Genomic DNA, 17,626 nt, shown 5'->3' with positions numbered 1-17,626 from the left:
CTATTTGTATACTCTTACGTAATCTACAATCATTGTTTGTGGAAAAACAGTATTTGAACCTGGGTTTTCTAAGAAGTTACCACCAACAGCCATATTTAAGATTATATAAAATTGGTTGCTGTTAAATACCCAATTTGCACCTTCTGGCAAATCTGCTGGTGTAATTTGATTATAAAGTACATCATCTACATAATAATTAATGTAGTTTTCTCCCCATTCTATTCCGAAAATATGGAAATCAGTATCAAATCTATCATTTGTTAATTCGTAACTTTTTGTTATTGGTGTTGCTCCTGAATATCCAGGACCGTGAACACTACCATGCGTAATTGTTGGTTGTTGACCTCTGTATTCCATAATGTCTATTTCACCAATATTTGGCCAAGTAACTGTACCATTAGAGTCATCTCCTAACATCCAAAATGCTGGCCATAAACCTTTACCCCAAGGCAATTTAATACGAGCTTCAAATCTTCCATATTTAGTTCCATACAAACCTTTGGTTAAAATTTTAGCTGAAGTATAATTAGATCCCATAAAAGTTTCTCTGTTAGCAGTAATATGCAACATACCGTTTTTAACAACTATGTTTTCTGGACGATCTGAATAATATTGTAATTCATTATTACCCCATCCAGGGATGCCTTGAGCAGTACCATCTCCAATATCAAAAGTCCATTTATTGCTATCTGGTGCTCCATCAGTTTCAAATTCGTCTGCCCAAACTAATTCAGATTTTGTGGTAACAGTTTGAGTTTCGCCGTTTTCGCAGTTTGAAAAAAGTATTATTGCAAATGCGAATATTGACAAACGAAGTTTTGATTTATTTTTATTAATAAAATTCATTTTTTTTGTTTTAAGTTTTAAGATCTATCTTCTATTTATGGAAATATATATTATCTAAAAATATAGTTCCATTTCCATCAAATTTCATTTGAATTATATCTGCTAGATTTACTGGAGAGAAATCTGCTAATGGAATTTCTAAGCTTACCCAACCTGAATTTGTTGGTACTGCTAAAGCTTTTGCTTTTTCTACAGGACCTGTACTTATTAAAAAAGCATTTAACGATGTAGAATTTGTGGTAAAATAGTCTATGTGAAGGTGTGTCATCCCAGTAACATCTTGAGCTGAACCAATTTCTATACCTTGATAATTTAAACCTGTATATTTAAGTGTGTTATTTCCAGCAATCGTTTCTTGAGTTACTACTGTTGCTTGTCCCCAACCTGGATTTAGATTTGTACCAGCAACATTTGTATAAGCATCACTAAAAATAGAAATCACATCTGAAGCAGGGAGTGTTGGTGTTGGTGCTGCCACAGATGGTGCTGTTGGAATTTCATAGAAATACATGTTATCTACTAATACATCTTGTATTGTAGCATCTGTAACTAAAACAATTTGACCTAGGTTAGCTTTGTTAGCCAATCCATTAAAGTCTGATAATTTAAAATCGAAACTTACCCAACTGCCCTTTGTTAAATTTGATCCACCAATACTAATACTTCCATTAGAATCATCTCCTCCACCAAAAGTATCATCTGCACCAATATCTTGTAATCCTATTCTAATAAAATCTCCTGGACCTATATCTTCTTGAACCTGAATATCTATATGAAAATTGGTCATAGAAGATGCATTTACTGTTGGTACATTTATATGAAATTCTACCCCTACATAATTTAAAGCTTTATAGTTGATAATTTCATTTCCATTGATGTTAATATCATTTTGACCTTGTGTGGTTGATCCTCCCCAATAACCGTTATAATGATCTACTGCTATATTTGTGTAAGCATCACTAAATACAGATATCACATTGGCAGCATTTTGAGTTGGAGTTGGTGCTGGTGTAAAGTCTCCTAAAGATTCTAAAGTATATTTACCTTGAGCATCTAATCCATTTAATTGTGCAGTAATGTCTGTAGTTCCTGCTCCTGTAACTGTTATCTTACCTTTCTCATCAACTGTTGCAACAGAAGGACTTGAAGAAGTGAAATTAAAATAATTTGGAGCTACAGTAACTTTTTGTTCAGTACCATCACCTAAGTTAAATATTTGATTTAATCCATCAAGAGTTATTACCCCTCCAATAAAAGTTTGTTCTGATTTTTCAGTACCATCTATTATTTGTGGTCTTGGTTGCGCTATTGTTCCTAATTTTTCGAATTTTAATTCATCTACCCAAAAAGTATAACCAGAACCATTTGTTCCCTGTGTCCCAGCTGAATACCTAAACAATCCTCTTTCTTGAGTTAGTCTAGAAGCATCAGGAATAGGAATGATAACTTTTTGCCATGAGGTACCTACAGAGGTATTTTGAATTGTAGCTACATATTTGTTTTCTAAAAAATCTTCTCCAAAACCAAATTCACCAATAGTTACTCCTTGAGATGCTTTGACCCAAAATGTTAGTGCATCATAGTTACTTAAATCTCTTCCTGCACCATCAATTCTAAAGATTGCCCCTGCAAAATTACCATTTGGATCATCTCCATTTGGTACATCAAAACGCATTGATGCTGTACCTTCATAAGCTTCCTTTTCATCTACAGACCAAGCAGTTGGTTTTGAACCACCATAAGGAAAGTAAAAGTTGCTACCTAAACCTACAGGTGAATCTATAAATACATCTGCTGTTGAAGAAAAAGTTGCTAAGACTGCTTCATCAGAAATTTCTCTATCACAACTTGAAGCTGTGAGTAAAATCAATCCTAAAAAGAATGTGATTTTTGTATATATATATTTTTTTGTTTTCATCTTCTTTCTATTTATTTTCCAATATTGATATGAATATATGTTCTAATCTCCCATTCTGATCCGTTAGGAAAACCTACAGGACTTAGTGTTGGTTGCGTTGCAAAAGCACTCGAAGTTGCATTTGGCGAATATCTTGGTGAAAACTCATTTAAAGAACGCCAAGTACCTCTTAATCCTACTTTTGTGTCTGGTAAAATAAACCAATCTGGTTTACCTAAAGATGTTGAAATATCTAACATTAATTGTGTTGGAAATGTTAGGTTAAAATCTCTATGATAATCGAAAGGCCCCCAATCGTTAAACTTAGCCATTGCAGTTACTTTCATTTTATTAAATATCATTCTTAAATCTGCTCCTCCTCTGTAGATAGTTCTTTCACTATCACCATTAGCTTGAGCAGTACCATAGTAAAGATTTGCTACCAAACCTAAATCTGTATGTACTTTAGATACCATTCTTGAATGGACTTCCCACAAATCTTGTGCTGGTGCTGATTTAGAAAATGCAAAAAACGAACGATCTGCTAAGAAACCAATTGCAGCATCTTGTGTAGTTGGTAAATGACGAAATACAAAACCTAAATTGAAGGCAAATTTTGCGTCTTCAGCTTTATCATTATCCCACTGATACATATAAGTTGCAGGTGTTGGATCGAAAGTAAATAAGATTTCACCTGCCGTAGTTTCTCTATTACCTCCTCTTACAGAAAATGGGTCATCTACCCAGTTTCTTAGACGCCCTGGAGCCCCTACACCATTTGGCATAGGATCTACTAGCGGCTGTTGATATAAAAAGTTAGGGGCTATTTGAAATTTACCTCCAAAATTATAAGCTATACCTGTTAAGAAATTACTCATATTTCCGCTACCAGAATCTTTTAATCTCCAACCCGTGAAAGTTAATGTTGGATCTACACCACCATTTGCTACTAAACCTTTTACAGAACCTTGAGCATACCAGTTAAAACCACCATTAGAGTAAGTAATTTTAGCTTTTCCTCCCCAATTATCTTTAGCTTGAACTCTATCATTAACAACTTGACCATTAGCATTAATATCTTGATACACTCTACCATTTAAAGGTCTACCTGCCCATATTGCTCCTAATGTCCATCCAAAATGCGTTCCTTTTTTTTCAAAAGCAATTGTTGCTCTTTCTGTTGGTAATGCAGGAATTACACCCGATCTAGCTTGAGCTGGATCTAAAATACGGTTCCCATTTTCATCAATACCATTACCATTTACAATATCTTTATGATAAATTGCTGAAAAATCTAATCCTGCTACTTTTCTATTATATTTTAATAATACTGCTGGATTTGCTCCCCACCAAAGTTGTGGTCCGAATGCCGCTTTTAAACCAGCTAAAGCTCCTTTACCATCAACTTCCATTCCTAAGATTTCACCATTATAAATATCTAAGTTAGGTCCGTAATTTGCTTCTGGGTACAATCCAAAGAAATCACCTTCATATCCCCAGTGATAATGTCCAGTTCTATAAAAACCTCTCATATCAAAGTCTTTTGCATTCCATTCAAAAGAAGCATTATACACTCTTAATCGATTATTATCTGTAAGTGTTACAATTCCGTTTGGAGAATCTACTTGAATTGGGCGACCAACATTTTCATAGAAAATATCGTCAATTGGATTACTAGCTACATTTCCTAGGATGTTAAAATTCACTTCTGCCTTCATATTATTTGAAGGTCTTCCTTGAACTCCTATAAAATAAGATTGCATGTGATCAAAACCTTGTCTATCTGGAATTGTTTGACCTGTACCATCTGAAACTTCAGGGGTTGTTAGTAAAGAACCTCCTGTATTGAATGTAGTAAACTCTGCTCTTAAATTTGATAAAGACAATTTTTCTGTTCCTCCTACTGCAGCCTTATCTCCTCTAGCCTTTAAAACAGCAGCCATTAAGTTGATTTTTTTGAAATGATTTTCAAATTCAGTAACATTACTTGTAAAAGGATTAAACTGATGCGCTTCTTTAAGTGCGTAATAAGATGCTCTTGGATATAACGTATACAAACCTCTTATGTCTGTAGGACCTTTAGCCGCGATACCAAACCACTCCTCATTCATGTTTTTATCTCCTTCTTTGGCTTGGTCTCTACTATAACCATTACTTGGCCAAGAAGCTTCTGTGTCATGAATTGTTGCATTCTTTCTCTCATCAAACCCTGCTTTAAACCATCCATCACTAGATTGAAAGGTAAATCCACCTAAAGAATTTTGAGCTTTACCAAGACCATAAGCATTTGCATATATTTCTTTCCAATTACTAACCATATAATGCGCTTGCATTAACTGATCCTCTTTATTATCTCTAGCATTATAAGCATCAGAACCAAATTCTGTAAATAGAATTGGCTTACCAAACTCTTTTGCTACCCTATCAAAGGCATCATAGAAAGATTCTCCACGATACATATTAGTTCCATAGATATCTAAGTCTTTACATTCAGATGCAACTATATCTAAATACAATAAATCACCATTACATATTCCTATTGGATGATTTTTATCAACCGCCTTCATCGCTTTTGCAGCATCATTGAACAATTTATACATGGCTCTAGCTTCTGCTCTTTTGGCCACATCTTGATCGTTTATCACAATACCTTCATCTGTTTCAGCTCCTTCCCATGTAAGGTGATAATTGTTTTCATTACCCAACATAAACAGTAAAAGACCTGGTGTATCCTTATACATATTTGCCATCTTAACAGATTCTTCTATAAGATGTTTACGAACCTTAGGATCACCATATTTTGTTTTCGGATACCAAACACCATCTAATGTAAGTCCGTAAGCACCAAACTGATGGTTAATCATTGTATAGATACCAAAATTCTCATACATATATTTAATCCACTTGGGTGGCACACCTATATATGTTCTAATGGCATTTACCCCCATATTTTGCCATAGTGGCATTTCTCCATCAAGACCTGCTTTGATAATATCATCTGGTTTTTCCCAAAACTTAGCATCTAAAACATTATAACCTATTGGAACGTAATCCCAATTTATACCATTAACCATAAATGGTTTTCCATTCACTTCTAATCTAGCCCCTTTATTATCTTTTACAACAGAAACTTTAGCATTCTGAGCATAGAAACTTAAGGTAAACAAGACAAGTATTAATCTTAGTAAATTGTTTCTCATAATTATATTATGTTAAATTTTTAATGTAGCTGATTTTAAAACTTTTCACGTCTTTGAGTTTTAAGAAAATCAAAATCAAACTATAGTGATTATTTGAATTATATAAAATTACAGGTTATTTTTTATTAATAAAACAAAAAACACCTCTACAAAAATCATACATCATAAAAAACAATCATTTTCTTAACAATTACAGGGATTTTTGTTTTAAATTTTAACATATTAAATCATCAAATTTTATTGCTGTATAGGAAATGTATAGTTAAAAAACCTTTATGAATAGTAAATTTTATAACATTTAAAAATTGTATGTGCGGAAAAAACCTTAAAAATAACCTTATCATATTTAATTAAATAGTTTATAAGTATCTACTTATATTGATTTTATGGATTACATTTAACTAAACATAATTACCTTCTGCGTACAAAATTAAATTCTACATTGTAATAAGTTTTCGAATAAACGTATTGTTTGTATCAATTAAATATAGACTAAGAAAATAAAAATAATGTTAAACAAAATAAAAGATGCTTACTAAACAGTTTAGTAAGCATCTCTTTATTACAATTAAAACATTTTTGGATTTAAATTTTCCAAAAATTTATTCATTAACTATTTATTCAATAGTTAAAACAAACCACCAATCAAATTCTGAATTTCCATCAGTAGTTTTTAAAATCATTTCATTTGGCACTCCTCTATCAAAAATTTGATACTTATGATCTCCTCCTGTATAGTACCCTATAAAGCCTATCCCTGTTAAACTAATTGTTTCAACTCCACCAGGAGCTGTAAGAGAATAGTTCTCAGTATAATCTGCATATGCATAATTTTCAATATCAGCACCATTTACTGAACCTGATGTATTAGGACCTAAATCATTTACAATCATAGGATCTCTACCAAAAACGTCTCCATTAGTAATGTGTGTAAATGTTCCGTCTGAACTAAAAACAAAGCGGTCATCATACATTCCAACTCCATTTTTTTCATCAGGACCAGCTCCATACCATTCTGCTGGTACAACACCTCCTACAGGACCTAAACCAAAATGTTTGTCTTTAGAAGCTTTAACTTTCCAAGTTCTAGAAGTTGTCGCTGTTGGATTTGCTGGATCAAAACCATATAATTTTTCAATTAAATCGTTTGGTGGTGAATATGTTGCTAAAACATCTACTTGAATTGATTTGCTTGATGAAACTCCGGCTGTACCTGAAGCCACAGCAGTAACTGTGTATGTATTTAATCCTAATTTACTAAATATGATTTTCTGCTCTCCTGTTAATGTAACATATTCTGCACCTTCAAATTCAAATTTATAAGAAACAGCGTTATCTGCTGTTACTTTAAAAACAACTTCACCACTACCATCTCCATTAGGATTATTTGCATCTACACCAACAAGTTCTGCTGTGATTTGAATGTTAGAAGGTGTAATTATTTCTCCGAAAGAATAATCGTTTTCTTGACAGCCATATGAAATGGCCATCAAAGAAAATAAGACTATATATAAATTTTTAATGTTTTTCATGTCTATTTTATTAATAATATTTAAAATCATCTATATAAGCTTTTACTGGATCATTATTATTTTCTCCATTTACTTGTAAAACAACTCTATTAAAATTTGTTCTAGTTAAAGGATCTGGACTACCCGCAGTTGTATCATTTTTAAAATCAAAAACTACTGTTTGCCATTTGTCTAATTCTATAGCTTTTATAACTTCAGTTTGTGTTGTCCAAGGTTGACTATTGCTATTATCTTGTAGCTTTAACGATATTTGGTTTGGTGAACTACCAGAGACACTACTTGAAGGAACATAAATTTTTAAAGAAAAAGTATGTTTTTGCATGTTAAAATTAGCATTGGCCTCATTATCGAAACGGATGTTTGCATATTGCCCTCCTGTATCATCGTATTCTAAAACAGTATCAGAATTATTATCAGAATTTTTTAATGGATTTAGGAAACTAGTATTTAAGCCAGCTGCATCTCCTGCCCAAGTTGTAATGTTTCCATTTCCTTCAAAATCATCATGAGGTATTGGACCTACAAACAAATCATCTCCCCATTCGATATCATCAAAATAAGCTACTACATTATCATTATTGTTTTCTCCATTTACTTGTAGAATTACCCTATTGAAATCTGTTCTACTTAATGGGTTTGGAGAACCTGCTGTTGCATCATTTTCAAAATCGAAGGTTAATGTTTGCCAAGTATCTAACTGAATTGGTTTGATAATTTCTGTTTGCGTAGTCCATGGCTGACTATTCGTGTTGTCTTGTAACTTTAAAGAAACCTGATTAGGCGAACTTCCTGTAACACTACTAGAAGGCACATACACTTTTAAAGAGAATGATTTTTTAACTGAAAAATCAAAGTTTGGTGTTACGTCAAATCTAATATTTGCATATTGACCACCAGTATCTTCGTATTTAAGTACAGTTGCTGAACCATTTGTAGCGTCTACAAAAGGATTTGCAAAAGCAATATCTAAACCAGCTGCATCTTCTGCCCAAGTTGTGATTGTTCCATTTCCTTCAAAATCGTCAAATACTTTTGCAAATGATGTTGGAGCTTTATAGAAGTAAAAGTTATCTATATAAACTACACCTGCTATACCATCAGAATCGATGATTAATTGCGTTATTTTCTCTTTGTTTGCAAGATTACCATCATCAAACTTTGTCATGTCGATATCTATACTTTGCCAAGTACCTGCAACTGTGGTTCCTAAAGATTCGATATCTTCTCCACCATCAACAGTATTCACAATCTTAACTAACAACTCGTTATTTACTCCCTCTGGAACCCAATAGTCTATGTGCATCATTTCCATAGAAGAAAGATCCACTCCTGCTGCATAGTTAGTAACCATACCAATAAAGTCTACACCTGTTAATTTCCAAACATTATCGTTATTTAGATTAACAGCTTCAAAACCTCCAGCAGACCAAGTTGTTGGCAATTCATCTAAAGCAACATCTGTATATGCATCACTAAATATAGATACCACATCTTCTGTATTTCTTACAGGAGGTGCAGGTGCAGCTTCAATAGGCGCTAAAATCTCAGTGACTTCAAAGTCCATAGTATATTCTGTAGTGGCTATAGCACCACCTTTTGCTGTTACTTTTATTGAATATACACCAGGTGTAGTATATTGATAGTTAATTGTATTACCAATATTAGCAGAAGCAACTGGTTGAGAAACTCCTGTTTCGCCCGAATCAAAATCAAACATTGATGCAAAGTCTGCATTTGCAGTAACATTTACCTGTTTAGATATTGCCGCATCATTTTCTATAACCACAACTAAGTTTTGAGGAGCCTTAAAAGAAACCACCAATTGCTGAGTAGTTTCTGCTTTATCTCCTTTTACATTAGATGCAATAATTTTTACCTGATAGGTTCCTTCGGCATAAGTATGCTGAACGTTGTCTCCTTGACTTACGATTGCAGGTTCTTTAGTTGTATCACCAAAATAAACCTCAAAACTCACTGCTCCTTCTGCGCTTGGTGAAATTGTTACCAAACCTGTATTGTCTTGCGTGATATCATATACTGCACTTACATTTGTTGGTGCAGCTATACTATCTATAAAAGACAAATCTCTCAAATTGTCTTCACAGGCTACTATAACTAATAGTATGAAGATATATTTGTAAAATGTTTTCATTTTTTTCATTGTATATATTTTTTAGTAGTTAGGGTTTTGAGGCCAACGATTTCCTGCTAATTGAATTTCTATTGCAGGAATAGGAAAAACTTCATGTTTTCCAGACACAAAACCATTGATTTCTGAAGCAGCTTTTCCTGTTCTTACCAAATCAAAAAATCGATGTCCCTCACCTACTAATTCTACTCTTCTTTCATCAAGAATATTATTATAAAGTGTTGTACCTGTTGCAGCAATATTATTATTAGCATTACCAAAAGCTCTTTCTCTTACACGATTTAAGTAGGCTTGAGCTTTAATATCGTTAGGAGTAGAACTTCTATTGAATGCTTCTGCAGCCATTAACAAAACATCTGCAAAACGGATTGCTCTGTAATTGTTAGGGTTTGTTAAGTTTCTATCTCCTTGAGCATTTGAACCTCTGGTTCTTGGTATGTATTTTCGGTTAAAATAACCTGTATGTTCATGACCTGTTCCGTAAGTTGCACCAGTTGCTGTTGCCCAAGCCACAATATCTAAAATAGCTACATCTTTTCTTAAATCTCCAGCTTCAAAAGCATCTACAACTTCTTGAACGGGTACGTTAAAACTAAAACCTGATGTAAAATCTGGTCCTGAATAAGCTCTAACACCACTAAATCCAACAGCTACATTACCTTCACTACATTGCAAGCAATCAAAACTTGCTCCTTGACCTTCAAAATATTGAACTTCAAACACAGATTCAATATTATTTTCTCCTGCCTCTTCAAAAATTGAGTTGTAATCTGCTACTAAATCATAAGGTCCATTTTGTATTAAATTATCTAATACAGTTGCTGCTTGATCAAATTTATCTTGATATAAATATGCTTTACCTAACAAAGCTTGCGCTGCTCCTTTGGTAACTCTACCAGGAGTAGTTTGCGTGTAGGGTAATTTATCTATGGCAAATATTAAATCTGCTTCAATTTGCGCATAAACATCTGCTTTAGCAGTTCTATCAATATTGAATTGCTCACCAAACTGTATTCTTTTATCTACAGCAAGCGGAACATCACCAAACCATTTTACAAGTTCGAAATAATAATAAGCTCTTAAAAAAGTTGCTTCAGCTATAATAACATCTTTTCCTGTAAAATCTGTTTTATCTTTAAATTCTAAAATATAATTAGCTCTATTAACCCCTGCATACATCCAATTCCAAATATCTCTTAATTGGGCATTTAAAGGTGTATGCGTCATATCGTCTACTTCTTGAATACCTGGTGTATCAGTCGCACTTTCACCACCTGCTAAGGTATTGTCTGAAGCTATTTCTCCTAACATTACATTTAGGTAGGTAGACTGTAATAAATCGTATGCACCTATTAAGGCATCTTGATAATCTTGTTCTGAATTAAAAAAGCTTTCTGAATTAGCAGCAGTTGGCTCTACATCAACAAAACTATCGCTACATGAATAACCAATACTTACAAAAAGCATTAAAGTTATGTAATATTTTATGTTTATTTTTTTCATCTTTCTATTATTAAAAATTAACATTCATTCCAAATAAAAATGTCTTTGGAGCAGGATAAAAACCTTGATCTATACCTCCTCCAATTGGAGCGCCATTTGAAGTTGTTGGGTCAAAACCTCTATACTTTGTTAGCGTAAATAAGTTTGTTGCAGAAACATAGAATCTTAATTTATCAAATTGTATCTTTTTTAATGTTTCTTCACCTAAACTATACCCTAATTGAATACTTTGCAATCTTAAGAACGAACCATCTTCTACATAGAAGTCTGAAAATAAATTATTTCCAGTAGCCCCTGTTGTTACTCTAGGAAATGAATTGCTTGTTCCTGGTCCAGTCCACCTATCTAAATAATAGGTTGGTCTGTTTGTAAGTGGTAAATTTCTCTCATAATTTCTTACGATTTCATTACCTATTGATGCAAAAGCATACGTATTAAAATCGAAATTTTTATAATTAAAAGACAAATTTAACCCCATAGTTAGGTCTGCTATTGGGTCTCCAATATAAGTTCTATCATCTGGGTCTATGATACCATCTCCATTTACATCAACAAAACGTAAATCTCCAGGAGCAGCATTTGTTTGTGTTGCATGAGCAGTTACATCTGCTTGAGTTTGGAATAATCCATTTGTTTTGTATCCGTAGAAATATCCTATTGGAAAACCTGCTTCCATTCTAGATGGTGGTTCTTGACCAACGCCAAATGTACCCCCTTCAATAATACCTGTAGAATTACCCACAAAGGTCACATTGTTTTCTAATGTAGTAAAGTTGTAATTTACTTTAAAATTAAAATCGTCAGAAATATTTTCTCTATAACTAATTACAAATTCAAAACCTTCATTTACTACCGTACCTGCATTTACAACAGGTACTGAAGAACCAGGTGCAGCTATACCTATAATACCAGAAGTTTGAGCGGAAACCAATAAGTCTTCTGTTGTCTTTTTAAAGTAATCCATAGTAATGTTAACTTTATTAAACAACTCCATATCTAAACCGATATCTAATGGTTTTTGTTGTTCCCATCTAATTTCTGGGTTAGCGATAGGACCTGGTGCAGTACCTAATACTAATTGGTTGTTAAAAACATACTCTGCCTCGCCATTTAAAATAGATACAAATCTATTTCCTGGAATTCTATCATTACCAATAATACCATAACTTGCTCTTAACTTTAAGAAATTAATCATGCTCGAATCTTCTAGAAAATCTTCTTCAGAAAGCACCCAACCAATTGAAGCTGTTGGAAAGTATCCAAACTTGTTTTTTGGACCAAAGTTTGAAGAACCATCTCGTCTTACAACTGCTGACAACAGGTATTTACCATCGAATGCATATTGTACTCTCGCAAAATAAGAGAGCAAACGACTATCAAAAGATAAATTAGAACCACCATTATTATTTTTAAAAACCGCTAATCCATCTCCATTTTCAACAAGACTACCTAATACTGCATCATTAATATCTGTACCTGAAGCATTATTAGTTAATATAGTTTGAAATCTACTCGTAGATCTAAAAATTGATGTACCCAACATTGCTTTTACATCATGCACATCATTAAAGACTCTTTCATATTTTAAGAAAGCATCAAAAGTATAATCGTAATAGCTTTGTTTAAAATCTGAAAAGGTAGATGCTGGAGGATTAAAAACACTTCCATTTCCGTAGAAATATAATGGAGTAAATGTATTTGAATTTGCAACAGAGTAGTTCGCTTGAAATCTTGTTTCTGCTGAGAAATAATCTAGAAAACTATAATTTAAGCCATAACTTCCCGAAATTTTATTTACCCAACTTCTATTTTCCGCATTATCTATTTGGGCTAATGGGTTTGCAACCTCAATTCCTGTTCCTGTAACAGGTGGAAGTGAAAACTGACCATTAGTATATACTGGAGTTGTTGGAGGCATATTTAACGCGTTAAATAAAATTGATCCTAAAGTATTTTCAATTAAGTTTTTTTTGTTTGTATTGGTGTAAATAGTTGATGAAGTAAACTTTAATTTATCAGTAATATCAGTATTGAAGTTAAACCTAATGTTTCTTCTATTAAAATTTGCTTTACTACCTCCAACAATACCATCTTGACTTAATGCTGATATTCCAAAAGAATATGTAGATTTTTCTGTTCCTTTATTTAATGTATAATCGATATTATATTGAGGTGCTGTTTCAAAAACTTCATTTTGCCAATTTGTTCCTCTACCTAAACCACTAATATTTGTAAACGGTAAGGCTTCTCCATTTGCAGCAAAAGCTTCATTTGCTAACAATGCATACTCAGTTGCGTTAAGTAGTGGAATTTCTCTTGTAGTTTGTTGAAAACCTAGAGAAACGTTTAAATTTGATTTAAAATCTGACTCTTTTCTACCAGATTTTGTAGTTACTAAAATTACACCATTGGCAGCACGAACACCATAAATACCAGCTGATGCATCTTTTAGGATATTAATAGACTCAATATCTGAAGGGTTTACAACACTTAAGTCTTCTATAACCCTACCATCTAAAAGTATTAGAGGTCTACTATCTCCATTAGTTGAAACCCCTCTAATTCTTATATTAGAAGCTGCTCCAGGAGAACCCGAGTTCTGAGTAATGTTTACACCTGCAACTTGACCTTGTAAAGCTTGCTCTATCCTTGTAGGCTTTAAATCTTCAATAGTTGCACTACCCACAACAGCTACAGCACCTGTAACTTCTTTCTTTCTTTGAGTACCATACCCAATAACAACAATCTCGTCTAATGATTCTGCTGATTCTTCTAAAACAACATTGACTGTTTGTTCATTAACTACAACTTCTTTCACAGCATATCCGAGATAGTTAAAAACAAGTGTAGCTCCTTTATCTACTTTGGGTAGATTATACAAACCGTCAAAATCTGTTTGTGTACCCACAGTAGTTCCTTTAATTAATACACTAACCCCTGGTAACGGATCACCGGTTTTAGCATCTTTAACAACACCACTTACTTTAATTGTTTGTGCTTGTACACAAACTCCGATAAGTAAAAGGAGTAATAATGTGATTTTTTTCATCATAAATTTAGTTATAATTTGTATTGTATAAATTTAAAAAGTATTGTTACCAAAATGTTAAGTAATGACCTAAACAAAAATCATACAAATAGATAATAATTCTAAAACATTAGTTAAAACAAGGGATAGAAAGGAGCACCTCAACAAAATTATTTTAAAATAAATTTATTTGTTGAGGTATTGTATAGTTTTTTAAAGATAAAATTTAATAAGTAATTGATAAAATTAGCTTAATATTTTGCCAAATCAACAATAAAAATCGTTTTAAATCTCAAGAATGTAATTTGTGAGATTTGAATTATGAGGCAAATTCATCTTCTTTCTGAGTCGATATCGTTTTACTTCTACACTTCTTGGAGAGATATTTAAAAGAGGTGCAATTTCTTTTGACGATAAATTTAATCTTAAATACGCACACAATCTTAAATCATTAGGAGTCAGGGTTGGGTGTTTATCTTTTACTTTTTTCAAGAACTTTTTATCTGCATTATTAAATGCTTCTTGAAACATTTTCCAATCGTCTGTATTGTTTAAGTTCTTATCAATAATCTTAACTACTTTAGTTATACTCTTTTCACCTCCATGAACTAACTCGCTTTTTATTGTACTTAAGAATTCATTTTTTTTGATAATGTTCATTGTTGAAGTAGCCAATTCCTTATTTTTACTCTCTATGTCGCTTCTTAGCTTATCATTATTTAATTTAATAATTTCTTGAGTATTTGCTAAATCTTTTAATTCAGCTTCTTTTTTGGCTTTATCTAACATGTCTTCTCTTTGTTTTTTATAGTATCTCTTTGATGCAATATGAACACTATAAAACGCGAATAAAGAGGTCAATATATATATAGTTATCATCAAGTTAGACAAATACCATGGTCTATCAATTTTAAAACTATAACTTGCTATATTACTACTTTGCTTACCACCTATAACACCTCTTACTTTAAATGTATATGTGCCATGAGAAAGATTTTTAAAAAGAACTTTATGATCTTTTATAGTCTTACTCCAAGTTTTGTTAAATCCTTCTAATTGGTATTGGTATTTAGTTGTTAATGTTTTATTGTAGTTAGGTATACTAAAGAAAAACTCTAAATTATTGTTATTATGTTTTAATTTAATTTTTTCGTTTAAATGAACATTTTGCCTAGGACCATCTGTCTTAAAAGTTTGTATTTTATTAATAAAGATTTTAAAATCTTTGACGCCATCTAATGATTTTAAATCAACCTGAATATATCCATTAGAAGTACCAATAAGATATATATCATTTTGTACATGAATAATATTTTCATAACCTGATGCTGCTTTTGGTATTGATTCTGATAATGGTATTACACTAATGTTTGGTTTATTACTTAACTTTCCAGGAGATAAATATTTAATATGATCTTTAGAGAAAAACCATAATTTATCATTAAAACTATTATGCACTAATCTTGCGGAAATAAAGGCGTCTTGAGAAATTAGTTTGCTATACAAACTGTCTCTATTAAATGTGTTATTTTCTTTATCAAAAACATAAACTCCATTTTTATTAGAATACAAAACCTTATCTCTATATTTTAAAATACTTGAGTGTATTCCTTTTTTTATAGATTTTTCTTTTTCAACTTTTAGAACACTTTTTAAGTCTTTATCTAAAACTAACCTAAAAACCCCTTTATATTCATGGTTTACAAAAAATTGATTGCTATCTAATTGAACTATATATTTACTAGAATTATCAAAACCTTGAATTTTATGTGCTAATTTCCAAATACCTTTTTGATTTTTAAGAACATACAAACCATCATAGCAGCCTTGTATAATTGTAGAATCATTAATTTTTATGATATCCCATGTACCTTGTTTATTAAATATATTACGAGCTTTTCCTTCACTAACTATAAAAGTACCTGAATCATGTCCACAAAATAATGTACCATCAATTTTAGATAAATTCCAGACCTGACCTTGAGTATTTTCAACAAATTCAAAAACACCTTTAGAGTTCAAATTTCTATAAAACAATCCTTGATTAGTTCCTAAATAAAGATTGTTCTTGAAAATTATAGAAGTATAAATTGTCCCTAAAAAATCACTTTTTTTGTCATGCATTCTAAATGGAGATGTATTATTGATACAACCAATTCCGTTATCTAGCCCTAACCATATATTGTTTTTATTGTCCTCGAATACAGATAATACAGTATTATTTGTTAAACCAGAACTCTGATCTAATTGATAATTAATTGACCCATCACTATTTAAATAAATTAAACCATTAGAAATAGTTCCTAAAGCAAAACTCCCATCTTTTAGTTGCTTTGCGCTATAAATAGTCTCATTTGACAATAATTTATCTGAAGAAATATTCCATTTAACAACTTCTTTATTGTCTATGAAATAGAAGCCATTTTCTTGGGTGGTGAAAAATAATTTGCCCTTTTTACTAAAAATATCAACAACAAAATTATCTTGAAATACACTATGGTCAGAAACTAACTTTGGCTTTCCGTTTTCTATTTTGAACAAACCTCTTTTATTTTGATGAAAATAAATTATTCCGTCTACTTTACATAGTTTATTGATCCTGCTTTGCGCATTAATAATTTTGATCGATTTAGAATCTAAATTATATAGGTAAATTCTCTGTAAAGATTTAAAAATCATCCAACCATCAATTTCAACGATATTCCAAATCTGTTCATCCTCAAGCATCTCAATATTTTCTTGCTTCACAATTGAAGTATAGTTAAGTTCCCCAAACTCATCTTTAACACAAAAACCAAAGTCCATATAAAAACCTGTATAGATTTTATTATCATGGTATTTTACAGACCTCATAATTGTTTCATTGGGTGTTTCAAATAACCTCCAAGTAGCCCCATTATATTCTAACAATCCTTTGTTATTTGCCACATAAATAAAATCATCTTCAGATTGAGATATGGCCCAATTTTGATTTTCCGCACCGTAATCATCAGTATAAAAGACATTTATTGGCGGGAATTCTTGAGCTAAAGAAGAAAAACCTAGAAGTATAAAAAAACAGATGAGGTATGATTTCAATCTAAATTTCATAAAAATAACATTATTGTTGGGTAACTAATTTACACTAAATATAGTAAATATAGGCTTTAATATTTTTTTGTATGGTTTTTGTATAGGTGAAAAATAAACATTTCACCTAAATTTAAGCATGAAAAACAAGAAATAACATAATTTTAGATGACACAAAAAGGTTTATAAAAAATACTATTTCCTTTACTTTTTTTTAGATTTGAAGTAGAAAACTTTCACTAACTATTAAAAAACGTTAACTTTATAAAAAATTTAAATGATTATATGAATTTTATAAAAAAACTTGGAGTAGCTAACTTTTTGATGCTATTGCTTTGTGTTCTTATAATACTTGTGTCTGAATACCTTTTTCTTACTGGAGATAAATTACATGGTATTTTT

Annotated in this window: 8 protein-coding genes; all 8 read right to left on the bottom strand. The window is 31.7% G+C overall.

From position 1 onward, the window contains the following. Complete coding sequence (locus tag FP421_RS12180) at positions 1 to 846, bottom strand: glycoside hydrolase family 16 protein (RefSeq protein WP_159950985.1); 846 nt, start codon at positions 844 to 846, stop codon at positions 1 to 3. Between the two features lie 31 nt (positions 847 to 877). After that, the gene (locus FP421_RS12175) at positions 878 to 2,764 is read right to left on the bottom strand and encodes an Ig-like domain-containing protein (RefSeq protein ID WP_201288842.1); all 1,887 of its coding nucleotides are present in this window, start codon (positions 2,762 to 2,764) and stop codon (positions 878 to 880) included. An 11-nt stretch (positions 2,765 to 2,775) separates the two neighbouring features. Then, entirely contained in the window at positions 2,776 to 5,943 is a 3,168-nt protein-coding gene (locus FP421_RS12170; RefSeq protein ID WP_159950983.1) for a glycoside hydrolase 5 family protein, read from the bottom strand. Positions 5,944 to 6,560: 617 nt separating this feature from the next. Then, the gene (locus tag FP421_RS12165) at positions 6,561 to 7,505 is read right to left on the bottom strand and encodes a glucan endo-1,3-beta-D-glucosidase (protein ID WP_236548106.1); all 945 of its coding nucleotides are present in this window, start codon (positions 7,503 to 7,505) and stop codon (positions 6,561 to 6,563) included. Beyond that, a complete protein-coding gene (locus tag FP421_RS12160; protein WP_159950981.1) occupies positions 7,486 to 9,636 on the bottom strand; it encodes a hypothetical protein in 2,151 nt (716 codons plus the stop codon). Before FP421_RS12160 ends, FP421_RS12165 begins: the two co-directional genes overlap by 20 nt. A 12-nt stretch (positions 9,637 to 9,648) precedes the next feature. Beyond that, entirely contained in the window at positions 9,649 to 11,127 is a 1,479-nt protein-coding gene (locus FP421_RS12155; RefSeq protein WP_159950979.1) for a RagB/SusD family nutrient uptake outer membrane protein, read from the bottom strand. 10 nt (positions 11,128 to 11,137) lie between these two features. Next, positions 11,138 to 14,179, bottom strand: a complete 3,042-nt coding sequence (locus FP421_RS12150; RefSeq protein ID WP_159950977.1) for a SusC/RagA family TonB-linked outer membrane protein — start codon at positions 14,177 to 14,179, stop codon at positions 11,138 to 11,140. Positions 14,180 to 14,440: 261 nt separating this feature from the next. After that, entirely contained in the window at positions 14,441 to 17,245 is a 2,805-nt protein-coding gene (locus FP421_RS12145) for a helix-turn-helix and ligand-binding sensor domain-containing protein (protein ID WP_159950975.1), read from the bottom strand. Between the last annotated feature and the right edge of the window lie 381 nt (positions 17,246 to 17,626).

Origin of the sequence: Polaribacter septentrionalilitoris (assembly GCF_009832745.1) — a bacterium.
In the GTDB taxonomy this organism is placed as follows: Bacteria; Bacteroidota; Bacteroidia; order Flavobacteriales; family Flavobacteriaceae; genus Polaribacter; species Polaribacter septentrionalilitoris.
The sequence above is the reverse complement of the archived record's forward strand: the minus strand, read 5'-3'. Positions and strand labels throughout refer to the sequence as shown.